Genomic DNA, 26,223 nt, shown 5'->3' with positions numbered 1-26,223 from the left:
GGCCCCTGATTCTGCCCGGCCCGACGGGACGAACCGCGGCAACACGCGGAAGGGCCACCGGCCCAGCGGCGGGCGCCCGGCGGTGACCTGTTCAGGCCCGGCGGAGCGCCGCGTCGACCCGGTCCAGCTCGTCGGCGACCTGCTCAGGCCGGCGGAGCGCCGTGTCGACCCGGTCGGCCGCCCGGCGGCGACCTGCTCAGGCCCGGCGGAGCGCCGCGTCGAGCCGGTCCAGCTCGTCGGCGACCGGCCCGAGGGTGAGCAGGCCGCTGCCGGCGCCGGCCAGCTCGCCGGCCGCCGGGGCGAGCGTGTCGCGCGCCCGCCGCATCGTCGGCCGGTCGGCGAGGGCGACCGCGGCGCGGCCGATCAGGCACCACAGCGCCTCGAACAGCAGGTCGTGCGGCGGGTCCGGGGCCTGCCGCAGCGCGGCGGCGGCGTCGGCCGGGCGCTCCCGGGCCAGCAGGACGAGCGGTCGCGTCCAGGGCGCGTACGGGCCCCAGTCGGTGTCGTCGTCGGCGTCGGCCGTCCGGTGGTGCCGCAGCCGCAGGCAGAGCAGTGCCAGCGGGAGCAGGCCGCGCTCGACGCCGGGCATGCCGGCGCCCGGCAGCCGGGCCGCCGCCTCCCGGTAGGCGGCCTCCTCGACCTCGGGCGGCTCGCCGGCCGCCGACAGCCGCAGCGCCCGATACCACTGGGTGAACACCCCGACCAGGGGACGTTCGTGCCGCCGGGCGAGCCCGTCGGCGGCGGCGGCGTGCTCGTCCGCGCCGTCGAAGTCGGCGAGCGCGCTGCGGGCCTGGAGCCGGACCAGGTGCCCCAGGATCTCGAACGCCGGCAGGTCGTGCCGGGCCGAGAGCGCGACCAGTTCGGCACCGATCGCGTCGCGTTCCGGCGCGAGCCCAGCCCGCTGGAAGGACTGCATGAAGGCGCCGTTGAGGGCGAACGCCAGCAGGGCGGGATCGCCCAGCCGGCGGGCGATGCGTTCCGCCTCCCGGGCCGCCGTCCGGCCACGCGGCCCGGGGGTGCCTCGCGACTCCACCGCGACCGTGGCCAGCAGCCGGGCCCGGGTGGCGTCGGCGGAGCCGGGGCGCAGCGCGTCGAGGGCCCGCTCGGCCGCCGCCACGATCCGGGCCGCCTGCTCCGGGTCGTCCGAGCGGGTCCAGATCGCCGGTACGTCGTAGCCGCCGATCACCCGGGCGGTGAGGTCGGCGTCGCCGAGCCGTTCGGCCGCGGCGATCGCGGCGACCCGCTGCCCGCGCGCGGCCTCCAGCCCGCCGGGCCCGGCCATGGCCAGCGACCGCAGCAGGCCGACCGTCGACTCCAGCCGGACCCGCGAGTCCGCGGCCACGGTCCGGTGGTACGCGGCGGCGGCGTCCGCCCAGATCCGGTCCGGGCCCGGCAGCCCGCCGTCGACCTGGTCGCTCTGCCGCAGCAGGTCGGTCTCCAACTGGCGCAGGCGCGGGCTCGGGTCGACGCCGAGTTGCTCCCGGAGCAGGCCGCGGGCCCGGCGCAGCACGCCGAGCGCGTCCGCCTGCCGGCCGGCCCGGTACAGCGCGAGGGCGAGCAGCCGCCAGGCCTCCTCCCGCCAGGGATGCTCGGCCACGTGGGCGTCGAGATCCGCGACCGCGTCCGCCGGCCGCCCGACGGCCAGCCGCGCCCCGGCGAGGCGCTCGACCGCGTCGAGGCGTACCTGCTCCAGCCGGAACCGTTCGGTCCGGGCCCACGGCTCGTCGAAGTCGGCGTAGGCGGGACCGCGCCACCAGCCGAGGGCCCGGTCGAGCCGGTCGAGCGTCTCGTAGGGCGGGCCGTCGGTCGCGGCCGTCGTCTCGTCCTCGAACCGCCAGGCGTCCACCACGTCGCGCGGCGCGCGCAGCGCGTACCCCGGTCCCTCGGTGACCAGCAGCCGGGCCGGCTCACGCGGCGGGCGGTCGGGTTCCAGCGCCCGCCGCAGCGCCGCCACGAAGGTCCGGATGGCACCCACCGCGCCCGGCGGTGGCACCGGCCACAGGTCGTCGACGAGCCGGTCGACGGGAACGACCTGGCCGCGGGCGACGACGAGCCGGGCCAGCACCGCGCGGTGCCGCGGCCCCTTCAGGTCCAGCCGCGCCCCGGTGGCGTCCCAGCCGACGACAGGCCCGAGCACACCGACCGTGACCTGCACCGACCCACCCTCTCCCGCGCTGGCCAACCTGGCGCGCTCATCGGTTGCTCATCGGCCGGCGCGAGGCTGGACGGGTTCACGCTACGAGAAGGGACGACGATGACAACGGCCATCCCCGGGTTCGACTACCAGCGCGTCACGGTCGACGGGACCGTGACGCTGAACGTGGCGGTCGGCGGCGCCGGCAGCCCGATCGTGCTGCTGCACGGCTTCCCGCAGACCCACCTCATGTGGCGGCACGTCGCCGCCGACCTGGCCACCGACCACACCGTGATCTGCCCCGACCTGCGCGGCTACGGGGCGAGCGACAAGCCGCCGGCGGACGACGCCGGCACGTACGCGAAGCGCACCATGGCGGCCGACGTCGTGGCCCTGGCGCGGCAGCTCGGCCACGAGCGTTTCGCCCTCGCCGGCCACGACCGGGGCGCGCTCGTCGCGGTCCGCGCCGGGCTCGACCATTCGCGGACGATCACCCACCTCGCGGCGCTGGACGTGCTGCCCACCCTGGACATGTGGGAGGTGCTGCGGGGTGAGGGCGCCGCGGTCGCCTTCCACCTCTACCTGATGGCGCAGCCACCCGGGCTGCCGGAGCAGCTCATCGGGGCCAGCGCCGACGCCTTCTTCGGGTACTTCCTCGACCTCTGGGGCGGCGACCCGCGGGCCATCCCCGCCGAGATCCGGGCGGAGTACCTCGCGGCGTCGCGGGCGGCGGTCCCGTCGATCGTGGCGGACTACCGCGCCTCCGCCGGGATCGACGTCGAGCACGACCGGGCCGACCGGGCCGCCGGGAACCGTCTGGCGATGCCGGTGACCGTGGTCCAGCAGGACTGGGGTGCGGCGCTCGGCTACGACGCCGAGGGGCTCTGGCGGGCCTGGGCCCCCGACCTCGACCACCGGACCACCTCGGCGGGGCACTTCCTGGCCGAGGCGGCGCCGGGCGAGGTCGTCGCGGCCCTGCGCGCCCTGCTGGCCCGCCGGAGCGACTGACCCGGGCGCCCGGCGCATGCCGGGTGCCGCCGAGGGTAACGCTCCGGCATGGCGCGGTATACCAAGCCCGAGCTGCGGGAGCAGATCAAGGCGGAGATCAGGGCGTCGGACCGGGGCGGTCGGCCCGGACAGTGGTCGGCGCGCAAGTCCCAGCTGCTCACCAAGGAGTACCAGCGGCGCGGCGGGGGCTATGTCGGACCGAAGGACGAGCGGCAGCGCTCCCTGCAGCGGTGGGGCAACGAGGACTGGCAGACCAGGGCGGGTTCCACCCGGGCCCGGCACAACGGCGAGACGAGCCGTTACCTGCCGAAACGGGCCTGGGAGCAGCTCGCCGACGAGCAGCGGCGGGCGACCGACACCCGGAAGCGGCGGGCGTCCCGGTCCGGGCAGCAGTACGTGGCCAACACGGGGCCGGCCAGCCGGGCCCGCCGGGACGTCACGTCGGCCGAGCGGATGTCGGAGCTGCCGGTCGCCGAGGCGGCCAAGCTGGTCCGGGGCCTGGACACCCGCCAGTTGCGGGCCGCGTTGCGCCGCGAGCGTGGGGGCAAGGACCGCAAGACGCTCGTGCGGCGGCTGGAGGCCGAACTCGCCCGCCGGTGACGGGCGACGGCCCGGAACCGGCGCGGCCACCGCCGGCCGGCCGGGTCCGGACCCGCTCGTCACCAGCCCACGGCCACCAGCAGCCACTGCGGGTCGGCGGCCGACACGAACGAGGACTGGTCGGCGTAGTCGTCGTACGGGAAGCCGTAGGCGCGGCCGCCGATCGCCCGGTCGTGCCAGAACTTGGCGTAGTAGTTGGCCGGCGCCTGCTGGTAGAACAGGCTCGGGTCCGACCACTGTGCCGGCGGCAGGTGCGCGACGTGCCGGTTGAGCGCGGCGCAGCCGGCCGGGTTGCCGGCCAGTGAGCCGGCGCAACCGAAGATGTCCGAGGTGCTGGCCGGCAGCCCCACCGACGACGCGTAGCCGCTGAGGTAGCCGGCGTACTGGCCGCCGGGCCGGAACTGCGGCGTGTTGCCGGGCGAGGGGATGCGGTACGGCGCCTCGATGGTGGCCAGGTGCTTGAACTCGGCCGGCATGGCGTCGGCGAACCGCTGGAAGGTGACCGACCGGTCCTCGGCGAACGTGGCCTCGGTCTCGCCGACCGCCACGTCGCGGCCGTCGTGGGCGCGCAGCCGCATCGCCAGCTTCAGCCCGAACGCGTCGACCCGGGTGGTGTTGCCGTTGAACTGGTCCGGTCCGACGGTGAACTCGATGAAGTCGCTGTACTGGCTGGTCGGCGAGCCGAGGCGGAAGTACATCCGGCCCGCGGTGTTCACCGGCATGTCGAAGTAGGGCTGCTCGGCGATCGAGTGGGTCTGCCCGTTGTAGCTCCAGTAGACCTGGCTGTCGGGGTAGCGGCCGTTGGTGCGGTTGAGCACCTTCACCATGAGCACGTTCGCGGCCGGCGGGATCGAGGCGGTGTCGCCCCAGAAACCGCCGGTGGGTGGCGGGGTGGTCGGCGGCGGGGTGCCACCGGAGGTGGTGCGGACCGCGAACTCCCAGAGCGAGTAGCCGTACGTGGTGGCGCGGGCGGTGCCGTACAGCCGCACGTAGCGGCCGGACCCGGTCACGTCGAGCGTCTGGGTGCCGCCGGTGCCGGTGGTGGTGGCGTACAGGGTGGTCCACGGGCCGTCCGGCGCGGCGGCGACCTGCACCTGGAAGGCCCGGGCGTAGGCCGCCTCCCACTGCAGGGTGACCTGGCAGAGGGTCTGCGTGCTGCCGAGGTCCACCCGCAGCCACTGGGGGTCGGCGAAGCCGCTGGACCAGCGGGTGCCGGCGTCGCCGTCGACCGCGGCGGCGGCCGGGGTGGCGGTGGTCTCCGCCGAGGAGGCGGCCGCGGGGCGGTTGAGCGCGGCGTTGCCGGCGCAGCCGGCGGAGGCGGTGCTGCCGTAGACCTGGAATTCCCAGAGCGAGTAGCCGTAGCCGGTGGCGCGGGCGGTGCCGTACATCCGTACGTAGCGGCCGGTTCCGGCCACGGTGAGGGTCTGGGTGCCGCCGGTGGCGGTGGTGGTGCTGTAGATGGTGGTCCAGGGGCCGCCGGGGTCGGTGGCGACCTGGAGTTGGAAGGCCCGCGCGTAGGCGGCTTCCCAGACGAGTTGGATCTGGTCGATGGTGGCGGTGCCGCCGAGGTCGACCTGGAGCCACTGCGGGTCGCTGAACTGGCTGGCCCAGCGGGTGTTCGGGTCGCCGTCGGTGGCCGCGGAGCCCGGTGTGCCGGCGTTCTCGGTGGACGACGCGCTCGTCGGCCGCCCCTGGGAGATCAGGGTGGAGGCGGCGCCGGCGGCGGGCGGGGCGGTCGCGACGGCGCCGCCGGCGAGCAGGGCCAGCACGGCCACGGTGGCGGCGCGGAGGCGGCGGCCGACGCGGGCCGGCCGGGTTCGGGGTGGGCGGGCGGGGGTGGGGTGCATGGCATCTCCTGCGGTTGGTGGTCCGGCGGGAGAGCGCTCTCGGCCCGAGGGTCGCCCCCGGCCCCGGGTCCTGTCAAGCCGCCCGCGCCCGGCGATCAAGGTCAATTCCGGACTTCGCCCAGGCCATTGACGGATAGAAGCGACTCGATGAAGTCTGGTGACGGGCGCTCTCACTCTCCCGACCATCAGTCCGTCGACGGGAGCCGTCATGCCTACGCCACCACCCCCGTTCCGCCGCCGCGCCACCACCATCGCGGCGCTGCTCGTCCTGCTCGCCGCCTACCTGACCGTCCCCGGGCGGCCCGCCACCGCCGCCGGGCCGCTGCTCTCCCAGGGCCGGCCGACCACCGCCTCCTCCGTCGAACAGGCCGGCACCCCGGCCGCCGCCGCCACCGACGGCGACCCCGGCACCCGCTGGTCCAGCGGCTTCGCCGATCCCCAGTGGCTCCAGGTCGACCTCGGCGGCACCGCCACCATCGACCAGGTCCAACTCGTCTGGGAAGCCGCCTACGCGCGGGCCTTCCAACTCCAGGTCGCCACCGACCCCGGCGGCCCCTGGACCACCATCTACAGCACCACCACCGCCACCGGCGGCACCCAGACCCTCGCCGTGGCCGGAACCGGCCGCTACGTACGGATGTACGGCACCGCCCGCGCCACCGGCTACGGCTACTCGCTCTGGGAATTCCAGGTCTACGGCAGCACCGGCCCCGGCCAGCCCGGCGGCCGGCCGATCTCCGAGTTCAAGAAGGTCGACGCGTCGTCGTGGGAGGGCGGCAACGCGCCCGCCGCGGCGCTCGACGGCCGGACCAGCACCCGGTGGTCGAGCCAGTTCAGCGACCCCCAGTGGCTGCGCGTCGACTTCGGCGGCGTCGCCACCATCAACCGGGTCGTGCTCAACTGGGAGGCCGCCTACGCCACCGGCTACCGGCTGGAGACCTCCACCGACGGCAACACCTGGACCACGATCTACTCCACCACCTCCGGCCGCGGCGGCGTCGAACAGCTCGCCGTCACCGGCACCGGCCGCTACCTGCGTTTCTCCGGCACCGCCCGGGCCACCGGCTACGGCTACTCGCTCTGGGAGTTCCAGGCGTACGGCACGGTCGACGAGGCGGCCAGCACGGCGCCGATGCTCTCCGGCCCGACCCGCCCGCCCGGCACGCTCAACCAGTTCGCGCTGACCGCCCCGGCCGACGGCGCCATGGTCACCACCACCCGCCGGCCCGCCCTCAGCTGGGCGGCGGTCGCCGGCGCCACCCGCTACCAGGTCTGGATCAACATCAGCCGCACCGACTACGACTTCACCGCCCCCGGCAACCTCATCGACCTCTACACCAAGGTCGCCGAGCCGACCGGCACCTCCTACACCCCGACCTGGGACCTGCCGGACCGCTGGACCTACAAGTGGTACGTCACCGCCACCGGCGCCACCACGACCACCTCGACCATCCGGCGCTTCAGCGTCTACCTGCCCACCCTGGAGACCGTCGCCGACGGGGTCGGCGTCGTCGCCGGCAGCCGGGACCTCAACCGCAACGGCGCCATCGAGCCGTACGAGAACTGGCGCCTCCCGGTCGACGCGCGCGTCGACGACCTGCTGGGCCGGATGACGGCCGAGGAAAAGGCGTACCAGATGTTCTACAACGCCCAGGCGTACCCCCGGTCGGGCTGGCACTTCGGCCCCGCGCAGGCGCAGGACCTGCACAACCAGCTCCTCGCGGCGTCCGGCACCCGGCTGGGCATCCCGTTCGTCTCGGCGGGCGACACCATCCACGGCTACCAGACCACCTACCCCATGCAGAGCGCTCTCGCCGCCGCCCGGAACTACGCGCTCGACTACCGGCTCGGCGACATGCAGCGGCGGGAACAGCTCGAGGTCGGCACCCGGGGCGTCCTCGGGCCGCTGGCCGAGGTGGGCACCAAGGTGATCTACCCGCGCATCCAGGAGGGCAACGGGGAGAACGCGCAGGTGGCCGCCGCCCAGGTGCGGGCCCTGGTGGCCGGCCTGCAGGGCGGCCCGGAACTCAACCCCGCCTCGGTGCTGGCCACCGTGAAGCACTGGCCCGGTGAGGGCGCCGGCGGGGAGGCGCTGATCGTCTACGACGGCGTGACGATCAAGTACCACCTGATCCCGTTCCGGGCCGCGATGGAGGCGGGCGCGGTCAACATCATGCCCGGGTACGCCGGCAGCTCGTACCTCGATCCCGGCGGGCCGGGCGCCGGCGACAGCGCGCCGATCCTCGCGTACCTGCGGCAGAACCTCGGCTACCAGGGCCTGATCACCACCGACTGGCTGCCCTCCGGCTCCTGGGTCGGCGCGGCGAAGGCCGGCTCCGACGTGATGGGCGGCGCGGACCCCGGCGCGGCCGGCTTCTCGATCGCCACCTTCCTGGCGAACGTGCCGGCCGCCCGGATCGACGACGCGGTCCGCCGGGTGCTGCGGCTCAAGTTCCAGCTCGGCATCTTCGAGAACCCGTACGGCGACCCGGTCAACGGCCCGTACCGGTTCCACCAGCCCGCGTACACGGCGCTGGCCAACCAGGCCTCCCGGGAGGCGATGACGCTGCTGAAGAACGACGGCGCGGTGCTGCCCATCCGGCTGGGCGCCGGGGACAACATCGTGGTGGCCGGGCCGCGGGCCGCCGACCCCACCGCCTGCTGCGTCTGGACCAGCTTCTTCCACGCCGAGTACGGCTCGCAGACCATGCTGGAGGCGATCCGAACCCGGGCCGCCCGAGCCGGCGTCAACGTCTACGCCGACGACGGACCGAACCCGAAACTGGCCGTCGTGGCGGTGGGGGAGACGTCCTACACGCACGCCACCAACTGGCCGAAGGAACAGCCGTACCTGCCCCCCGACCAGCTCAAGGTGATCCAGGACTTCCGCGCCCGGGGCATCCCCGTGGTGGTCGCGCTGGTCCTGCCCCGGCCGTACGTCATCACCGAGTGGCGCGACCTGGCCAGCGCCATCGTGGTGACCTACCGGGGCGGCGAGGAGATGGGTCCGGCCCTGGCCGGCCTGCTCTTCGGCGACTACGCGCCGGGCGGCCGGCTGCCGTGGCAACTCCCGCGCAGCCTCGCCGACGTGCTGCGGCCCGGCGGCACCGACGTGCCGGCCGACGCGGTTGAGGCCTGGGACCTGCCGTACGACCTGGGGGCCAGCGCCACCGAGCGGGCCCAGATCCGGGCCAGCATCGACGCCGGCCAGCCGCCGGCGACCGGCTACGGCAACCCGCTCTACCCGTACGGCGCCGGTCGGACCGGGTTCTGAGCGGTCACGCACGGCGGGCGCCGGGCCGCGCGGCCCGGCGCCCACCCGGGTGCCGCGAAGTCGGCGCGGCCCGGGCATGGTCGCCGGCGGAACGGGAAGGTCAGGGCCGCTGACGAACGGACCCGGGGAGGAGGCGTCATGACGCAGCCGGTGGGCCGACCGAGATGACCATGACGGGGCGGCAGTTGCCTCCCGTGACGGTCGAGCGGTGGGTGAACTCGCCGCCGCTGACCCCCGACGACCTGCGCGGCCGGGTGGTCCTGATCGACATCTGGGAGTACACCTGCGTCAACTGGATCCGCACGGCGCCCTACGTCAAGGCGTGGCACCGCGACTACGCGGACCTGGGGTTGACCGTCATCGGCGTGCACGCGCCCGAGTTCGAGTTCGGCCGCGACGCCGCGCACATCGACCGGGCGATCCGGGACCACGGCCTGACCTACCCCGTCGCGCTGGACAACGGGTTCACCTTCTGGCGCGCCCTCGGCAACGACGCCTGGCCGGCGAAGTACCTCTTCGACGGCGACGGGTGGCTGGTCGACCGGTGGGTCGGCGAGGGCAGCTACGAGCGGGTGGAGTCGGAGCTGCGCCGCCTGCTGGCGATCCGGACGCCGGGCATCCGGCTGCCGCCGGTCAGCGCCGAGGTGACCGGGTACGCCACCACCGGGGAGCCCTCCTACCTGGGCATCACGCCGGAGACGTACCTCGGCGCCGACCGGGGCGTGCCGGGCACGTTCACGGTCGCCGGCGACTGGCGCAGCGCCGGGGAGTACGTCGAACTGACCGGCGGCAGCGGTGAACTCACCCTGCCCTTCCACGCCGGCGAGGTGAACCTCGTCGTCGATCCGGGACCCGCCGGCCCGGCCGCGCTCCGGGTGCTGCTCGACGGCGACCCGATCGGCGACGAGCGGGGGGCCGACGTCGGCCCGGACGCGGTGGCGCGGATCGACCGGGCCGCCATGTTCCGGCTCGTCGCCGGAGCGAGCCGGACCGACCACAGGCTGACCCTCGCGGTCGACCGGCCCGGCTTCCGCGCGTACGTCTTCACCTTCGGCCCGTGAGGGCGAGTCCTGACAGCTGAGCATCCGACGGGGGGACGCAGCGATGAGCGACAAGACCGAGAAGGCGATTCTGGCGGGCGGCTGCTTCTGGGGCATGCAGGACCTGATCCGCAAGCGCCCCGGGGTGGTCTCCACCCGGGTCGGCTACACCGGCGGCGACGTGCCGAACGCCACCTACCGCAACCACGGCACGCACGCCGAGGCGATCGAGATCAACTATGACCCGGACCAGCTCTCCTACCGGGACCTCCTGGAGTTCTTCTTCCAGGTCCACGACCCGACCACCAAGAACCGCCAGGGCGGCGACGTGGGCCTCAGCTACCGGTCGGCCATCTTCTACACCGACGAGCAGCAGCGGCAGGTCGCCGAGGACACCATCGCCGACGTCGACGCCTCCGGCCTCTGGCCGGGCAAGGTGGTCACCGAGGTCAGCCCGGCCGGCCCGTTCTGGGAGGCCGAGCCGGAACACCAGGACTACCTGGAGAAGCACCCCGGCGGCTACACCTGCCATTTCGTCCGACCCGACTGGAAGCTGCCGCGGCGCGGCGAGAACGCCGCGTAGTGGCCGGCCCGGCCGTCGTCCGACCGCAACCCGACCGACAAGGAGACCGCACGTGGCCGTCAAGACGCTGACCCGCCCGACCACCGACCTCCGCCCGTTCCGGATCGAGGTCCCCGAGGCGGACCTCAAGGCGCTGCGGGCCCGGCTCGCGGCCACCCGCTGGCCGGAGAAGCAGACCGTCGGCGACCAGTCCCAGGGCGTGCCGCTGGAGACCAGCCAGGCGCTCGCCCGGTACTGGGAGAAGGAGTACGACTGGCGCAAGGTCGAGGCGCGGTTGAACGCCCTGCCGAACTACATCACCGAGATCGACGGGCTCGACATCCACTTCATCCACGTCCGCTCCCAGCACGACAACGCGCTGCCGCTCATCGTCACGCACGGCTGGCCCGGCTCGGTGATCGAACAGCTGAAGATCGTCGGGCCGCTGACCGACCCCACGGCGCACGGCGGGTCCGCCGCCGACGCCTTCCACCTGGTGATCCCGTCGATGCCCGGGTACGGCTTCTCCGGCAAGCCGAGCGCGCCCGGCTGGGGCCCGGAACGCATCGCCCGGGCCTGGACGGAGCTGATGACCCGCCTCGGCTACGACCGGTTCGTTGCGCAGGGCGGCGACTGGGGGGCGCTGATCACCAACATCATGGGGGTACAGGCGCCGCCGCAACTGGCCGGCATCCACACCAACATGCCCAGCGCCGTCCCGCCCGACCTCGACGCGCTGCTGCAGACCGGCATCAGCGGCGCGACGAACCCCCTGGACTCGCTGCCGGCCGGCCTCTCCGCGGAGGAGCGGAAGGCCTGCGAGGAGATCAACTTTTTCTGGCTGCACTCCGCGTACGCGCTGATGATGGGCACGCGTCCGGAGACGCTGACCGGATTGGCGGATTCGCCCATCGCCCTGGCGAGCTACCTGCTCGACCACGACGCGGCCAGCCTGGAGCTGTTCTGCAAGGCCATCGACGGACAACCCGTCGGCATCACCCGGGACGACCTGCTCGACAACATCACGCTCTTCTGGCTGACCAACACGGGCGTCTCGGCGGCCCGCCTCTACTGGGAGAACAAGCTCTCGTTCTTCGCCGCCAAGGACATCAGGGTCCCGGCCGCGGTGAGCGTCTTCCCCGACGAACTCTACGAGGCCCCGCGGAGCTGGGCGGAGCGGGCCTATCCCAACCTGATCCACTACAACAAGCTCGACCGGGGCGGGCACTTCGCCGCTTGGGAGCAGCCGCAACTGCTCTGCGACGAGCTGCGTACCGCGTTCCGGTCGCTGCGCTAGCCGGTCGCGCCCGCCCGTGGCCCGCACCCGCCCGTGGCCCGCGCCCGCCCGTGGCCCGGGCCGCCGGCTCGCCCGCCGAGCAGGCGGCCCTGGCCGGGCCACCCGCCGAGCAGGTCCGGGCGGCCGGGCCACCCGCCGCAGGTCCGGGCGGCCGCGCCGACCCGCGCCGGAGGCCGGCGAGCGCCACCGGCGTCAGTCCGGGTCGCCGGTCACGGATTCCTGGGCCGCGCGGCGCAGGGAGCGGTGCCGGGCCAGGTCCTCCCGGGGCGGGGGGCCCGGCCGGGTCCGCTCGGCCGGCCGTACCGCCGGCTGGGCCGGCACCCGGGGCGCCTGCTCGACGTCGGTGACCAGGTCCTCGGTCTCCTGGACCAGGTAGTGCGGCCGGCGCTTGGTCTCGTAGTAGATCCGGCCGATGTACTCCCCGATCACCCCGAGGATCATCATCTGGATGCCGCCGAGGCCGATCACGCTGACGATGATGGTGGTGTAGCCGGGGACGTCGATCCCCTTCTCGACGGCGTCCGCGACCACCCAGGCCATGTACGCCACCGCGATCAGGGTGAGGAAGAGGCCGCCGTAGATGGCCAGCCGTAGCGGCCGGTTGTTGAACGACAGCAGGCCGTCGAACGCGTAGTTGAAGAGCTTGCCGAAGCTCCACCGGCTCCGCCCCGCCTGCCGGGTCTCGTTGCGGTGCGCCACCACCACGGTCCGGAAGCCGATCCAGGAGAAGAGCCCCTTGGAGAAGCGGTTGTATTCCGGCATCGCCAGCACCGCGTCCACCGCGAGCCGGGACAGCAGCCGGAAGTCACCCGCCCCGTCCAGCAGCCGCACGTCGATCCACCAGTTGACCATCCGGTAGAAGGAGCGCGAGGCCAGCATCCGCAGGAACCGGTCGCCGCGTCGGTCCCGCCGGGCGATCACCTGGTCGAAGCCCTGCCGGTACAGCGCCACCATCTCGGGCAGCAGCCGCGGCGGGTGCTGCAGGTCGGCGTCCATGATCACGACCGCGTCGCCGGTGGCCCGCTCCAGGCCGGCCAGCATCGCCGCCTCCTTGCCGAAGTTCCGGCTCAGTGACGTGTACCGCACCGTCGGGTCGCCGGCGGCGAGCCGGCGCAGCGCCACGAGCGTGCCGTCCTCGCTGCCGTCGTCGACGTACACCACCTCGATCTCGACGTCGGTCAGCTCCGCCAGCGCGGCGGTAACCGCCGTGTGCAGCCGTTCGACCGACGCTTCCTCGTTGAAGCAGGGCACCACCACCGACAGCCGCACCGTGCTCACTCCGTCCAGCCCGTCCGGGATCCGCCGCCGGCCGCGGGAGGCCGGGCGGCGGGCTGGTCAGAGGTGGTAGACCAGCACACCATCGACATCCTCCCGGGTGATGCCCAGTCCGTCGACCGGCCGGTCCGCGATGCCCTCCCACGGCGTCCCGCCGGCCCGGCTCGGCACCGCCAGCACCGACCGCACCCCGAGCCCGCGCAGGTAGGCGACGCTGGTCGCGTCGGGGAACGAGGCGATGGCCATCCGGGTCTGCGCCTGGCTGACCGGCTCGAAACCGGCCAGCCCGTTCGTCACCCGGGGGAAGCCGTCGGTCGTCCACAGCATGTAGTTGAGGTCGTTGATGCCGCCGGCGGGCAGCACCAGCAGCGGCTCCTGCGCCCGGCCCAGCGCGGCCGGCGGCCGGGGCACCTCGGGGTGCGGGGTCCGGTTCAGCCCTTCGACGGTGACCAGGGCCAGCGGCACCAGCAGGACCGCCGGCAGCAGGATCCGGGCCCAGCGCCCGGGTGACGCCTTGCGCGCCGGCTCGGCCAGCACGGTGACCAGCCCCGCCGCCAGCAGCGCCAGCAGCAGGCTGGTCCAGATCATCATCCGGCCGGGCGTCCGCAACGCGTCCCATCCGGGCAGGTGCTTGGAGAGGGTGAGGTATCCCGGGTCCCCGTCGCCGCCGAGGTTGGTGCCCAGGCCGAGCAGCACCGTGCCGAGCACGCCGAGCCCCAGCGCGATCCGGTGCCGGACCGGGTAGACCGAGATGAGCAGCCCCGCGGCGGCCAGGCCGATCAGCGTCATGCCGGGCAGCAGCGCCATCTCCGGCGGCCAGGTGAGCTGTTCCCGGGCCGCCGCGTGCGGCTCGCCCCACAGCCACGAGTCGGCCGGTGCGGTGACGAAGCCCCGCAGCGGCGGCGAGAACAGCTTCGTCCAGTCCAGCGTGCGCTGGGCCTGCGGGTTGAGGTCGACGACGTGCAGGTAGACCAGGCCCAGCAGCAGGGTGACCGCGCCGAAGACCGCCCCGCCGGCCAGGTCGGCGGCCAGCAGCCGCCGGCCGAACGGGGGCCGTTCCCGGCGCCGCCACCAGGACCAGCCGTAGCAGCCGGCGGCGACCAGCACCGCGGCCAGCAGGAAGTAGACCAGCGGCAGGCCGATGCCGAAGCCGAGGGTGATCTGCCAGGCGGCGACGAGCCAGCCGGCCAGCGCCCACCCGGGCCGCCGCCGCTCCGGCCGGTAGCCGTGCCGCAGCGACCAGCCGTGGCCGCGGGCCAGCATCGCCAGGGACAGCGCGATCCCGCCGGTGGACAGGATGTTCAGGTGCCCGGCGTGGGCCAGCCGCCACGGCGCGTACGCCCAGGCGACCCCGGCCACCGCCGCCCCCCAGCGGCCCGAGCCGAGCTGCCGGGCCAGCGCGTACGCCCCGACGAACGCCAACGCGAAGACCAGCACGTACGTCACGTTGTAGCGGACCAGGGCGGCCGCGAACCCGGAGCCGAGCATCCCGATCGGGGCGTACCCGAGCAGGGTGTCGCTGTAGGCGTAGGTGTACTTCTCCGGATAGAACGTGTTCGAGTCCCACAGGTTGGACGGGTCGGTCAGCAGGCCGTGCCCGGCCCAGGCCAGCTGCCACGCCTGCAGGGTGGGGTCACCGAGGTCGCCGGGGATCGTGCTCGCCGGGTGCCGCAGCGTCGGCCAGGTCAGGACGACCGCGAGCAGCAGGCCGCCGAGCACCGCCCAGGTCCATTCGTGGCGTAGCCAACGCCACCGGCCCCGGTCGTCCCGGGTCGGGGCGACGGGGGCCCGGTCGTCGTCGTCGGCGAGCCCGGTGCTGGTGGGGGTGTCGGTGGACCCGGTGGTCATGACGATGGATCATCCCTTGTGCCGTCGGCCCTGTCGATCAGGGGTCCGTAGTGTGGGCGCGCCGCGCCGGTACCGGTGATTTTGCCGATGCGGACGACGGCCGTGCCGTCGAAGGATGACACATGTCGATGTGACCCCACCCGTAGGGAGTGCCCGACGTGTCATCACCAACCACCACCCGTCCCCGTTCCGTCGCTGCCCGTACCCTCCGGGCGGCGCTGGCCGCCGTCCTGGTCGCCGGCGGCGTGCTCGGCGCGTCGTCCGGTGCCGCCCAGGCCGCGGAGAACCCGTACGAGCGCGGCCCCGACCCCTCCGTGGCGATCCTGGAGGCCAGCCGCGGCCCGTTCAGCGTCTCCACCCAGAACGTCTCCTCGCTGAGCGTCACCGGCTTCGGTGGGGGAGTCATCTACTACCCGACCACCACGAGCGAGGGCACCTTCGGCGCCATCGCGATCTCGCCCGGCTACACCGCCGCCTGGTCCAGCATCAGCTGGCTCGGGCCGCGCCTCGCCTCGCACGGCTTCGTGGTGATCGGCATCGAGACGATCACCCGCCTGGACCAGCCGGACAGCCGGGGCCGGCAACTGCTGGCCGCGCTCGACTACCTCACCCAGCGCAGCACGGTGCGCGGCCGGATCGACGCCAGCCGGCTCGCGGTCGCGGGCCACTCGATGGGTGGCGGCGGCAGCCTGGAGGCCGCCGCGTCCCGCCCGTCGCTGCAGGCCGCCGTGCCGCTGGCCCCGTGGAACCTGGACAAGACCTGGTCCGAGATCCGGGTGCCGACCCTGATCGTCGGCGGTGAGGCCGACACCATCGCCCCGGTCGCCACCCACTCGGAGCCGTTCTACGCCAGCATCCCGGCCTCGTCGGAGAAGGCGTACCTGGAGTTGAACGGCGCCAGCCACTTCTTCCCGCAGACCGTGAACACGCCCACCGCCCGGCAGATGGTGGCCTGGCTGAAGCGGTTCGTCGACGACGACACCCGCTACGAGCAGTTCCTCTGCCCGGGGCCGAGCGGCCTGGCGATCGAGGAGTACCGCAACACCTGCCCGAGCGCCTGACGCCCGTCGGGCGGCCGTGACCGCCCCGGGCCCGGCCCGCCGTCGCCCCGTGCGGCGGCGGGCCGGTCGCGTCCGCGCCCGCCGTCGCCGCGTGCGGTGGTGGGCGCGGACGCGGTCGGAGCTATTGACGCCGGACCCGAGAAACGTACACTCCCAGTGTAAATATCGCGCCGCGCCGGAGCGGGGGATGGGTCAATGGAGCAAGGGCTCGCGCTGCACCACATCGGGGTGCGCTTCGGTGGCCTCACCGCCCTCGACGACGTCTCGCTGCGGGTGCCCGCCGGCCGCGTGGTCGGCGTGATCGGCCCCAACGGCGCCGGCAAGACCACCCTGTTCAACGTCGTCTGCGGCTTCGTCGCCCCGGACACCGGCACGATCACGCTGGACGGCCGGCCGCTGCGGCCCCGCCCGCACCGGCTGACCCGGCTGGGCATCGCCCGCACGCTGCAGGGCACCGGGCTCTTCGCCGGGCTCACCGTGCTGGAGAACGTGATGGCCGGCGCCACGCACACCGCCCGCGCCGGCTTCCTGCCGGCGCTGCTCGGCCTGCCGAAGAGCGACCGCGACGAGCGCCGGCTGCGCGGTGAGGCGCTGGCCGTGCTCGACCGGCTGGGCATCGCCGGGCACGCCGCCGCCGCGCCCGGCACGCTGCCCTTCGCGGTACGCCAGCGGGTCGCGCTGGCCCGCGCGCTGGTGGCCCGGCCCCGGCTGCTCCTGCTCGACGAGCCCGCCGGCGGCCTCGGGGCCGAGGACATCGCCGAGCTCGCGGAGCTGATCCGCGAACTGCCCCGCCGCGACCCGGATCCCTGCGCGGTGCTGCTGGTCGAGCACCACATGGACCTGGTGATGTCGGTCTGCGACGACATCGTGGTGCTCGACTTCGGCCGGGTGATCGCCGCCGGCACGCCGGACCAGGTGCGCGACGACCCCGCGGTCGCCGACGCCTACCTGGGCGCCGCCGTCGACGAGGCGGCGGCATGAACGGGTTCCGCGAGCGAAGCGGCGGGCTCAGCGCGGGCGCGCCGCGGGGCGGCGCCCACGGCAGGGAGGCGGCGGCATGAGCGAGGAGGGCGGCCGGCCGGACGGCGGGGAACTGCTCAGCGTGCGCGGGCTGGTCGCCGGCTACGGCGCGGCGCCGGTGCTGCACGAGGTCGACCTCGCGGTGCCCGCCGGCAGCATCGCGGCCGTGGTCGGGGCCAACGGCGCCGGCAAGAGCACCCTGCTGCGGGCCCTGTCCGGGATGCTGCGCCCGCTGGCCGGCCAGATTCTCCTCGCCGGGGAGGACCTGCGCGGCGTACCGGTGGAGCAACTGGTGCGCCGCGGCATGGCCCACGTCCCGGAGGGGCGGGGGGTGATCGGCGAGCTGACCGTGGACGAGAACCTGCGGCTGGGCGGGCTGTGGCGCCGCGACCGGGCCGACGCCGCCCGCGCCCGCGACGAGGTCTACCAGCTCTTCGAGCCGCTGGCCCGGCGTCGCCAGCACCTCGGCCACCAGCTCTCCGGTGGCGAACGGCAGATGCTCGCCCTCGGCCGGGCCCTGGTCGGCCGGCCCCGCCTGCTGCTGCTCGACGAACCGTCGCTCGGCCTGGCTCCCCGGGTGGTCGCCCAGATCATGGCCCTGCTCCGCCAGCTACGCGACAGCACCGGGCTGACCGTGCTGCTGGTCGAGCAGAACGTCCGCAGCGCGCTCTCGGTCGCCGACCAGGGGGTCGTGATGGCGCTCGGTCGGGTGGTCCGCGCCGCCCCGGCGGAGCGGCTGCGCGACGACGTCGACCTGCGCCACGCGTACCTCGGTTTCTGACCCTCGTCTGCTCCGAAGGAGGACTGTGGAGCGCTTCGTCTTCCTCACCTTCGACGGCCTCTCCCGGGGTGCCGTCTACGCCGCGTTCGCGCTGGCGCTGGTGCTCATCTGGCGGGCCGCCCGGATCGTCAACTTCGCCCAGGGCGCGATGGCCGTCGCGGCCGCCTACGTCGCCTACAGCGTGACCGCCGCGACCGGCTCCTACTGGCTGGGCTTCCTGGCCGCGCTCGCCGCCGGGCTGCTGCTCGGCGCGGTGGTGGACCGGGCCGTGATGCGCTTCGTCGACCACACCTCGCCGCTCAACCCGGTGATCGTCGCGCTCGGGCTGGTGCTGCTCATCCAGGCCGTCCTCGGCATGATCTACGGCAACGAGTTCCGTCCCGCCGGCACCCCGTTCGACCGGGCCGCGCTCACCGTCGGCGGGTTCGCCGTGCTGTCCCCGTACGACCTGTTCGTCTTCGCCACGGTGGGGCTGATGATGGTCGCGCTCGCCTGGATCTTCGCCCGGACCCCGGTGGGCCTGCGGATGCGCGCCGCGGCCTTCGCCCCGGAGGTCTCCCGCCTGCTCGGGGTCAACGTGGGCGGCATGCTCGCGCTGGGCTGGGCCCTCGCCTCCGGGGTGGGCGCGCTGGCCGCCATGCTGGTGATCCCCACCGAGCTGGGCCTGCACCCGAACGCCATGGACCTGGTCTTCGTCTCGGCGTTCACCGCGGCGGTGGTCGGCGGGCTGGACAGCCCACCGGGCGCGGTGGTCGGCGGGCTGGTGGTCGGCCTGGTGCTCTCCTACGTCAGCGGGTACGCCGGCAGCGACCTCACCCCGCTCGCGGTGCTGGTCCTGCTGCTGGCGGTGCTGCTGGTCCGCCCCGGCGGGCTGTTCGCCCCGGTCACCGCGAGGCGGGTGTGAGCGCCACCCGGGCGGCGGCGCCGCCGGAGCGGGCGGCGACCGGCGCCGGCAGCCGTGCCGACGGGCGGCGCGGCTGCACCCTGCTGCGGCACCTGGCCGTCGCGGTCGCCGTGGCGCTGCTGGTGCTTGCGGCCAGCTACGGCCTGGCGCCGTTCCGCAACTTCCAGCTCGCCACGGTGGCGGCCTACCTCTGCGCGACCGCCGGGCTGACCGTCCTCACCGGACTCAACGGTCAGCTCTCGCTCGGGCACGGCGCGCTGATGGCGACCGGCGCCTACACGGTGGCGCTGTGCCAGGGCGCGTTCGCCGACCACGGTCTCACCGGCGGCTGGCTGCTGGCGGTGTCGCTGGTCGCGGCGATCCTGGCCACGGTCGCCGTCGGCGCGGTGGTCGGGGCGGCCGCGGCCCGGTTGCGCGGGCCGTACCTGGCCGGCGTGACGCTGGCGGTCGCGGTTGTGGTGCCGGCCCTGACGGTGACCTTCGACGGCGTCTTCAACGGCGACCAGGGGCTCTCCGTCCCGGTCGAGCCGCCGCCGCTGGCGCTCGGCGCCTACTTCCCGTACGAGCGGTGGCAGCTCTGGATCGCCGCGGCGGCCACCCTGCTCGCCCTGGTGCTGCTGGCCAACCTGGTCCGCAGCCGGTACGGCCGAACCTTCCGGGCGGTCCGGGACGACGAGGTGGCGGCCCGCCTCGCCGGCATCCACGTGGCCCGTACCCAGGTGCTGGCCTTCGTGGTCAGCGCGGCCGGCGCCGGGCTCGGCGGCGCGCTGCTCGCGGTGCTGGCGCAGAGCGTCTCACCCGGGGCGTTCTCGCTGACCCTGTCGCTGTTCCTGCTCATGGCCGTGGTGATCGGCGGCCTCGGCCGCCTCGCCGGGGCGCTGTGGGGGGCCGTCCTGGTGGTCGTCCTGCCCGACCTGACGCACTCCGTGACCGAGCTGGTCACCGTCTCGCCGGCGGTGGCGCAGCGGCTGGAGGGCAACCTGCCGTTGGCGATCTTCGGGATCACCCTGGTCGTCGTCATGATCGCCGCGCCCGGCGGCGTGCAGGGACTGCTGTCCCGGCTCGGCCGGGAGCTGCTGGCCCGGTGGCCGGGGCGGCGGTCCTAGCAAGTCCCGGCGGCTCGCCGCCGGCAATCCCACCCACCACCATCCCACCCACCACCACCCGATTCGAGGAGAACCGGACCGAGGAAAGGTCGGTGTTCCAGATGAACCGTACGGTACGAGGCGGTCTCGCGATCGCCAGCACCATCGCCCTGCTCGCCAGCGTCGTCGCGTGCAGCGACGACGACGGCTCGGGGGGCGCCGGACGCGGGGCGGTGCCCGGCGTCACCGACACCGAGATCGTGGTCGGCACCCACATGCCGCTGACCGGCCCGGCCTCGGCCGGCTACTCGAAGATCGCGCCGGCCACCAAGGCGTACTTCGACTATGTCAACGCCAACGGCGGCGTGCACGGCCGCAAGATCACCTACAAGATCATGGACGACGGCTACAACCCGGCCAACACCCAGCAGGTGGTCCGCCAACTGGTCCTGCAGGACAAGGTCTTCGCCGTGCTCAACGGGCTGGGCACGCCCACCCACACCGGGGTGCTCGACTTCCTGAAGAGCAACCGCGTCCCCGACCTCTTCGTCGCCTCCGGCAGCCGCAGCTGGGACCAGCCGGACAAGTATCCCGGCACGTTCGGCTTCAACCCGGACTACACCGTGGAGGGCAAGATCCTCGCCAACCACGTGAAGACCGCGCTGCCCGGCAAGAAGGTCTGCTTCCTCGGCCAGGACGACGACTTCGGCCGGGACAGCCTGGCCGGGGTGGAGCAGGTGCTCGGCGCCGGGACCGTGGCGGTCAAGCAGACGTACGTCACCAGCAACACCAACGTGGCCCCGCAGATCGGCGCGTTCAAATCGGCCAGCTGCCAGGTGGTCATCCTGGCCACCGTGCCCGGCTTCACCGCGCTGTCCATCGGCACCGCCGCCCGGCTGGGCTTCAAGCCGCAGTGGCTGGTGTCCAACGTGGGCGCCGACCACCCGACGCTGGCCAAGCAGCTCGGCGCGGCCGCCGGGTTGCTGGAGGGCATGGTCGGCGGCAACTACCTGCCGATGCAGAACGACGCCGCGAACCCGTGGATCCAGCTCTTCAGCAAGGTGAACAAGGAGCACAACGGCGACGCGCCCTTCGACGGCAACATCGTCTACGGCATGGCGGTCGGGTACCTGTTCGTCCAGGCGTTGCAGGCCGCCGGTCAGGACCTCACCCGGGAGTCCCTGCTCAAGGCGGTCGCCAAGGGCGGCTTCCAGGGTCCGGGGCTGGCGCCGCTGCGCTTCTCCGACTCCGACCACTCCGGTTACGGCGGGGAGCGGCTGACCCGGGTCAGCGGGGGCACGCAGGCCTACTTCGGGCCGGCCTACGAGACGGACGAGGGCGACGGCCCGGTACGCGAGTACAGCGCCCCGGCGGTGACCCCGCCGGCCAACGGCATCCCGACCGCGTCCTGACCGGCGCGCCGGCCGGGCGTGGTCAGCGGACCCGCCCGGCCGGCGTCACCCGGTCAGCTGAGCCGTTCGACGATCATCGCCATGCCCTGGCCGCCGCCCACGCACATGGTCGCCAGCCCGACCTGCCGGTCGTGCCAGCGCAGCGAGTTGAGCAGGGTGGTGGTGATCCGGGCACCGGTCATCCCGAACGGGTGCCCGATCGCGATGGCGCCGCCGTTGACGTTCAGCCGGTCCGCGTCGACGCCCAGCTCGTGCGCGCTCGGGAGGACCTGCGCGGCGAACGCCTCGTTGATCTCGACGAGGTCGACGTCGGCGATCGACATGCCGGCGTGCCGCAGCGCCCGCCGGGACGCCTCGACCGGCCCCAGCCCCATCACCTCGGGGGAGAGCGCGCTCAGCCCGGTGGCGACGATCCGGGCCAGCGGGGTCACCCCCAGCTCCCGGGCCCGCACGTCGGAGAGCACGACCAGCGCGGCGGCGCCGTCGTTGAGCGGGCAGCAGTTGCCGGCGGTCACCGTGCCGTCCGGCCGGAACACCGGCGCGAGGGCGCTCACCGCGGCCAGGGTCACCCCGGGACGCGGCCCGTCGTCGGCGGCGACCACCGTGCCGTCGGGCAGGGTGACCGGGGTGATCTCCCGGGCCCAGAAGCCGTCGGCGATCGCCTTCTCGGCGAGGTTCTGCGACCGTACGGCGAACTCGTCCTGGCTGCCGCGGGAGATCCCGCGCAGCTGGGCCACGTTCTCCGCGGTCTGTCCCATGGCGACGTAGACGTCGGGCAGCTCGCCGTCCTCGCGCGGGTCGTGCCAGCGGGGCGCGCCGGCGGCGGCCCGGTCCGCGGTCCGGGTCACCGCGTCGGCGAACCGCGGGTTGACGGTGCCCGGGTGGCCGTCGCTGCGGCCCCGGTCGTACCGGGACACGCACTCGACCCCGGCCGAGACGAAGGCGTGGCCCTCGCCGGCCCGGATGGCGTGCAGCGCCATCCGGGTGGTCTGCAGCGACGACGAGCAGTAGCGGTTCACGGTGGTCCCGGGCAGGTGGTCCAGTCCGAGCAGGACGGCGACCACCCGGGCGAGGTTGTGGCCCTGCTCGCCGGCGGGCTGGCCGCAGCCGAGCATCAGGTCGTCGAGCTCGCCGGGGTCGAGCTGCGGCACCTGGTCGAGGGCGGCCCGCACGATGGTGGCGGCGAGGTCGTCGGCGCGCAGCTCGCGCAGGGAGCCCTTGTTGGCGCGGCCGATCGGTGAGCGGGCGGCGGCGACGATGACGGCTTCGGGCATGTCGGGTGTCCTTCCCGGGGCAACGGATAAAATGTGCACCGACGGTGCGATTACCAGACGGGCCGTGTCAACGGAATGTGAGATATCGAGCGTCTTCCCTCGTTGACGTCCGCCGGCACCGCCCCTAGTGTTTGCATCGTGAATGCAGATTCAGGCCGGCTGGCCGGCCGGGTCGCCCTGGTCACCGGGGCCAGCCGCGGGATCGGGCTGGCGGTGGCCCACCGGCTGGTCGCCGAGGGGGCGCGGGTCGGATTGACCGCCCGCCGGCCGGAGGCGCTCGCCGCGGCGGTCGCCGAGCTGGGCGGTCCCGACCACGCCGTCGCGGTGCCCGGCCGGGCCGACGACGCCGCTCACCGCCACGCGGCGGTGCACCGGGTCACCGAGGCGTTCGGCCCGGTGGACATCCTGGTCAACAACGCCGGCACCAACCCGGTGTACGGGCCGCTGCTCGACCTCGACCCGGCCGCGGCCCGCAAGATCCTCGACGTCAACCTGGTCGGCGCGCTCGGCTGGGTGCAGGAGGTCTGCGCGGCCGGCATGACCGACCGGGGCGGCTGCGTCGTCAACGTCACCTCGATCGCCGGCCTGACCCCGTCGCCCGGGATCTCCTTCTACGGCGTGAGCAAGGCGGCCCTCGACCACCTCACCGCCTGCCTCGCGGTGGAACTCGCCCCGGCGATCCGGGTGAACGCGGTCGCCCCCGGCGTGGTGAAGACCCGGTTCGCCGCCGCGCTGCACGAGGGCCGGGAGGAGGAGGTCGCCCGGGCGTACCCGCTGGGCCGCCTCGGCGTACCCGACGACGTGGCCGGCGCGGTCGCCTTCCTCGCCTCCGCCGACGCGGCCTGGATCACCGGGCGGACGCTCGTGATCGACGGCGGGATCACCCGCGCCGGCCGGGCCACCGGATGACCGCCCCGGGCCCGCCGCGCGGGCTGACCGTGGCCGGTGCGGGCGTGGTGGTGACCGGGGCCGGCTCCGGCATCGGCGCCGCGCTGGCCGCCCGGCTCGCCGCCGACGGTGCCCGGGTGGTGGTCAACGACCTCGACCCGGCGGCCGCGCGGGCGGTGGCGGCCCGGATCGGCGGGTACGCCTGCCCCGGCGACGCCGCCGACCCGGCCGCGGTGGCCGAGCTGGTCGGCTTCGCCCGGGACCGGCTCGGCGCGATCGACCTGTTCTGCGCCAACGCCGGCGTGGCCCTGGCCGGCGGCCTGGACGCCCCCGACGAGGCCTGGGCGCGGTCCTGGCGGGTGAACGTGCTGGCCCACGTGGTCGCCGCGCGCGAGCTGCTGCCGCACTGGCTCGCCGCGGGGCGGGGCCGGCTGCTGGTGACCGTCTCGGCGGCGGGCCTGCTCACCCTGCTCGGCAAGGCGCCCTACACGGTCACCAAGCACGCCGCGCTGGGCTTCGCCGAGTGGCTGCGGGCCAGCTACGCGCACCGGGGGATCACCGTGCAGGCGCTCTGCCCGCAGGGCGTCCGGACCCCCATGCTGGCCGCCGCCGACGAGCTGAGCGCCACCCTGCTCGAGGCCACCGCGGTCAGCGCCGACGCGGTCGCCGGGTGCGTCAGCGCGGCGCTGGCCGACGACCGGTTCCTGGTGCTGCCGCACCCGGAGGTCGCCACCTGGTACGCCCACCGCGCCGCCGACCCGGACCGCTGGCTGGCCGCGATGAACCGGACCCAGCGCGACGCCGAGCGGCACCGGCATGGCTGAGCTGCCCGGGCTCGACCTCGACCGACTCGCCGGCCGCCTGGTCCGGCCGGCACCGGGCGGGCCGGACCGGCCGGTGCCGGAGTGGACCGCGGGCGCCGGCGTCGCGCCGGTGCCGCCGCAGTGGAGACGGAGCAGCTGATGGACTTCCGCCACGACGAGACCACCGAGCGGCTGCGGGAGCGGTTGCTCGCCTTCATGGCCGAGCGGATCCACCCGGCCGAGCCCGTGTTCGAGGAGCAGGCGCGCGAGCGGGTCGTCCCGTGGTCCGCCCCGCCGGTGGTGGCCGAGTTGCAGGCCGAGGCGCGCCGCCGCGGCCTGTGGAACCTCTTCCTCCCCGGCGCCCACGGCGCCGGACTGACCAACCTGCAGTACGCGCCGCTGGCCGAGATCACCGGCCGGTCGCCCGGGCTCGCCCCGGTCGCGCTCAACTGCGCCGCGCCGGACACCGGCAACATGGAGCTGCTGGCCCAGTTCGGCAGCCCGGAGCAGCGGGAGCGCTGGCTGGTCCCGCTGCTGGAGGGCCGGATCCGCTCGGCGTTCGCGATGACCGAGCCGGCGGTCGCCTCGTCGGACGCCACCAACATCGCCACCCGGATCGAGCGGGCCGGCGACGAGTACGTGGTCAACGGCCGCAAGTGGTTCGTCACCGGCGCGTTGAACCCGAACTGCGCGATCTTCGTGGTGATGGGCCGGACCGATCCGGACGCGCCCCGGCACCGGCAGCAGAGCCAGCTCCTGGTCCCCCGGGACACCCCCGGCGTCACGGTCCGCCGGGGCCTGCACACCTTCGGGTACGACGACAGCGACCACGGTGGCCATGCGGAGATCGACTTCGTCGACGCCCGGGTGCCGGTGGGGAACCTGATCGGCGCCGAGGGGGACGGCTTCGCCATCTCGCAGGCCCGGCTCGGGCCGGGTCGGGTGCATCACTGCATGCGGCTGCTCGGCATGGCCGAGCGGGCCCTCGAGCTGATGTGCCGGCGGGTCGCCGACCGGCACGCGTTCGGCGGGCCGCTCGCCGCGCAGGGCGTGGTCCGGGACTGGATCGCCGAGGCCCGGGTCCGCCTCGAACAGGCCCGGCTGCTGGTGCTCAAGACGGCCTGGCTGATGGACACGGCCGGTAACCGGGCCGCGACCGAGATCCAGGCCATCAAGATCGTGGTGCCGGGGACGGTCGAGTGGGTGCTGGACCGGGCCATCCAGGCGCACGGCGCGGCCGGGCTCAGTCAGGACACCCCGCTGGCCGGGCTCTGGGTGCGGGCCCGCGCGTTGCGGGTGGCCGACGGCCCGGACGAGGTGCACCGGCAGTCGCTGGCCCGCCGGGAGCTGCGCCGACACCACGCCGACCCGTCGCCGGCGCGCGTCTAGACTCGGCGGGCGGTGGGGCGTGGCAGCGTCGAGGGGGGAAGCGCGGATGGGTGGGGTCCAGGCGCCCGGCCGGGTGGACGGGCGGACGGCCCGGGCGGCGCGGACCCGGGCGGCGATCGTCGAGGCGCACCTCGCGCTCATCTCCGAGGGCGATCTGCGGCCGACCGGTGAGCGCATCGCCGAGCGGGCCGGCGTGTCGCTGCGTACGCTCTGGACCAACTTCAAGGACATGGAGACGCTCTTCGAGGCCAGCGGCGCCGAGGTGCTCCGCCAGCAGGACGCCGCGTACCGGCCGATCTCGCCGGCGCTGCCGCTGGCCAAGCGGGTCGACGCGTACTGCCGGCAGCGGGCGCGGCTGCTCCAGCTGATCGCGCCGTCCGCGCGGGCGGCGCAGATGCGCGAGCCGGTCTCCGATCAGCTGCACCGCAACCGGCTGGTGCACATCTCCCGGGTCCGCGACGAGGTCGAGCAGCTCTTCGCGGCCGAGCTGGCCCAGGCCGGGGCCGGTCGGGAGCAGGTGGTGCAGGCGGTGGTCGCGGCGAGCATGTGGCCGGCCTGGTCGATGCTGCGCGACGGGCTGGGGCTGGGCGTGGACCAGGCGCGGGCGGTGATGGCCCGCACGGTGGGCGCGCTGCTGGCCGAGGCCGCCCCCCGCTGACGCCCCGCGCCGCCGGTTGCCGCCGCCGGCGTCTCCCGGCCGGGCCACCGGGCCGAGGCGCTG

22 protein-coding genes are annotated in these 26,223 nt (G+C 74.5%); 17 read left to right on the top strand and 5 right to left on the bottom strand.

Annotated elements, in window-relative coordinates; translation table 11 throughout:
• Positions 1-196: 196 nt before the first annotated feature.
• Complete coding sequence (locus ACIBPB_RS06035) at positions 197-2,155, bottom strand: BTAD domain-containing putative transcriptional regulator (RefSeq protein ID WP_396838439.1); 1,959 nt, start codon at positions 2,153-2,155, stop codon at positions 197-199.
• A 99-nt stretch (positions 2,156-2,254) separates the two neighbouring features.
• Here ACIBPB_RS06035 and ACIBPB_RS06030 point away from each other — a divergent pair, with 99 nt between their 5' ends.
• Positions 2,255-3,142, top strand: a complete 888-nt coding sequence (locus ACIBPB_RS06030; protein ID WP_396838438.1) for an alpha/beta fold hydrolase — start codon at positions 2,255-2,257, stop codon at positions 3,140-3,142.
• A 48-nt stretch (positions 3,143-3,190) separates the two neighbouring features.
• Positions 3,191-3,742, top strand: coding sequence for a DUF5872 domain-containing protein (locus ACIBPB_RS06025; protein ID WP_396838437.1), 552 nt, complete (start codon positions 3,191-3,193; stop codon positions 3,740-3,742).
• A gap of 59 nt (positions 3,743-3,801) precedes the next feature.
• Here the strand turns inward: ACIBPB_RS06025 and ACIBPB_RS06020 are convergent, their stop codons facing one another.
• Positions 3,802-5,589 carry a discoidin domain-containing protein gene (locus ACIBPB_RS06020; RefSeq protein WP_396838436.1) on the bottom strand — a complete coding sequence of 596 codons (1,788 nt, stop codon included), beginning with the start codon at positions 5,587-5,589 and terminating at the stop codon, positions 3,802-3,804.
• Between the two features lie 208 nt (positions 5,590-5,797).
• Between ACIBPB_RS06020 and ACIBPB_RS06015 the strand changes: the two genes are divergently transcribed.
• From ACIBPB_RS06015 to ACIBPB_RS06000, 4 genes are all read left to right on the top strand, one after another.
• Entirely contained in the window at positions 5,798-8,863 is a 3,066-nt protein-coding gene (locus ACIBPB_RS06015) for a discoidin domain-containing protein (protein ID WP_396838435.1), read from the top strand.
• 194 nt (positions 8,864-9,057) lie between these two features.
• A complete protein-coding gene (locus ACIBPB_RS06010) occupies positions 9,058-9,924 on the top strand; it encodes a redoxin family protein (RefSeq protein WP_396838434.1) in 867 nt (288 codons plus the stop codon).
• A gap of 43 nt (positions 9,925-9,967) precedes the next feature.
• The gene (gene msrA, locus ACIBPB_RS06005; protein WP_396838433.1) at positions 9,968-10,486 is read left to right on the top strand and encodes a peptide-methionine (S)-S-oxide reductase MsrA; all 519 of its coding nucleotides are present in this window, start codon (positions 9,968-9,970) and stop codon (positions 10,484-10,486) included.
• 52 nt (positions 10,487-10,538) lie between these two features.
• Entirely contained in the window at positions 10,539-11,762 is a 1,224-nt protein-coding gene (locus tag ACIBPB_RS06000) for an epoxide hydrolase family protein (RefSeq protein WP_396838432.1), read from the top strand.
• A 192-nt stretch (positions 11,763-11,954) separates the two neighbouring features.
• On the opposite strand, the gene ACIBPB_RS05995 is transcribed toward ACIBPB_RS06000, so the two are convergent.
• Positions 11,955-13,031: a glycosyltransferase family 2 protein gene (locus ACIBPB_RS05995; RefSeq protein WP_396838831.1), complete on the bottom strand. Its 1,077-nt coding sequence runs from the start codon at positions 13,029-13,031 to the stop codon at positions 11,955-11,957.
• Positions 13,032-13,097: 66 nt separating this feature from the next.
• A complete protein-coding gene (locus ACIBPB_RS05990; protein ID WP_396838431.1) occupies positions 13,098-14,885 on the bottom strand; it encodes a hypothetical protein in 1,788 nt (595 codons plus the stop codon).
• 158 nt (positions 14,886-15,043) lie between these two features.
• Here ACIBPB_RS05990 and ACIBPB_RS05985 point away from each other — a divergent pair, with 158 nt between their 5' ends.
• The 6 genes from ACIBPB_RS05985 to ACIBPB_RS05960 all read left to right on the top strand — a co-directional run bounded on the left by ACIBPB_RS05985 (position 15,044) and on the right by ACIBPB_RS05960 (position 21,148).
• Complete coding sequence (locus ACIBPB_RS05985; RefSeq protein ID WP_396838430.1) at positions 15,044-15,946, top strand: alpha/beta hydrolase family protein; 903 nt, start codon at positions 15,044-15,046, stop codon at positions 15,944-15,946.
• 195 nt (positions 15,947-16,141) lie between these two features.
• Entirely contained in the window at positions 16,142-16,927 is a 786-nt protein-coding gene (locus tag ACIBPB_RS05980) for an ABC transporter ATP-binding protein (RefSeq protein ID WP_357313181.1), read from the top strand.
• A 76-nt stretch (positions 16,928-17,003) separates the two neighbouring features.
• On the top strand, positions 17,004-17,747 hold the full coding sequence (locus ACIBPB_RS05975) for an ABC transporter ATP-binding protein (RefSeq protein WP_396838429.1): 744 nt from the start codon (positions 17,004-17,006) through the stop codon (positions 17,745-17,747).
• Positions 17,748-17,772: 25 nt separating this feature from the next.
• The gene (locus ACIBPB_RS05970) at positions 17,773-18,651 is read left to right on the top strand and encodes a branched-chain amino acid ABC transporter permease (protein ID WP_396838428.1); all 879 of its coding nucleotides are present in this window, start codon (positions 17,773-17,775) and stop codon (positions 18,649-18,651) included.
• The gene (locus ACIBPB_RS05965; RefSeq protein ID WP_396838427.1) at positions 18,648-19,757 is read left to right on the top strand and encodes a branched-chain amino acid ABC transporter permease; all 1,110 of its coding nucleotides are present in this window, start codon (positions 18,648-18,650) and stop codon (positions 19,755-19,757) included. Before ACIBPB_RS05970 ends, ACIBPB_RS05965 begins: the two co-directional genes overlap by 4 nt.
• 101 nt (positions 19,758-19,858) lie before the next feature.
• Positions 19,859-21,148, top strand: a complete 1,290-nt coding sequence (locus ACIBPB_RS05960) for an ABC transporter substrate-binding protein (protein ID WP_396838829.1) — start codon at positions 19,859-19,861, stop codon at positions 21,146-21,148.
• Between the two features lie 53 nt (positions 21,149-21,201).
• Here the strand turns inward: ACIBPB_RS05960 and ACIBPB_RS05955 are convergent, their stop codons facing one another.
• Positions 21,202-22,422, bottom strand: coding sequence for an acetyl-CoA C-acetyltransferase (locus ACIBPB_RS05955; RefSeq protein WP_396838426.1), 1,221 nt, complete (start codon positions 22,420-22,422; stop codon positions 21,202-21,204).
• Between the two features lie 138 nt (positions 22,423-22,560).
• On the opposite strand from ACIBPB_RS05955, the gene ACIBPB_RS05950 reads away from it, so the two are divergent.
• The 5 genes from ACIBPB_RS05950 to ACIBPB_RS05930 are packed head-to-tail and all read left to right on the top strand — an operon-like array spanning position 22,561 to position 26,160.
• On the top strand, positions 22,561-23,331 hold the full coding sequence (locus tag ACIBPB_RS05950; RefSeq protein ID WP_396838425.1) for an SDR family oxidoreductase: 771 nt from the start codon (positions 22,561-22,563) through the stop codon (positions 23,329-23,331).
• A 23-nt stretch (positions 23,332-23,354) separates the two neighbouring features.
• A complete protein-coding gene (locus tag ACIBPB_RS05945; protein ID WP_396838828.1) occupies positions 23,355-24,134 on the top strand; it encodes an SDR family oxidoreductase in 780 nt (259 codons plus the stop codon).
• The gene (locus tag ACIBPB_RS05940) at positions 24,127-24,273 is read left to right on the top strand and encodes a hypothetical protein (RefSeq protein WP_396838424.1); all 147 of its coding nucleotides are present in this window, start codon (positions 24,127-24,129) and stop codon (positions 24,271-24,273) included. Before ACIBPB_RS05945 ends, ACIBPB_RS05940 begins: the two co-directional genes overlap by 8 nt.
• Positions 24,273-25,502, top strand: coding sequence for an acyl-CoA dehydrogenase family protein (locus tag ACIBPB_RS05935; protein ID WP_396838423.1), 1,230 nt, complete (start codon positions 24,273-24,275; stop codon positions 25,500-25,502). The genes ACIBPB_RS05940 and ACIBPB_RS05935 overlap by 1 nt, the downstream gene beginning before the upstream one ends.
• Positions 25,503-25,548: 46 nt before the next feature.
• Positions 25,549-26,160 carry a TetR/AcrR family transcriptional regulator gene (locus ACIBPB_RS05930; protein WP_396838422.1) on the top strand — a complete coding sequence of 204 codons (612 nt, stop codon included), beginning with the start codon at positions 25,549-25,551 and terminating at the stop codon, positions 26,158-26,160.
• The last annotated feature ends 63 nt before the right edge of the window (positions 26,161-26,223 follow it).

It is taken from the genome of Micromonospora sp. NPDC049836, assembly GCF_044465125.1.
Classification (GTDB): domain Bacteria; phylum Actinomycetota; class Actinomycetes; order Mycobacteriales; family Micromonosporaceae; genus Micromonospora.
Note: the sequence above shows the minus strand (reverse complement) of the source record. Positions and strands in the feature narration are given on the sequence as shown.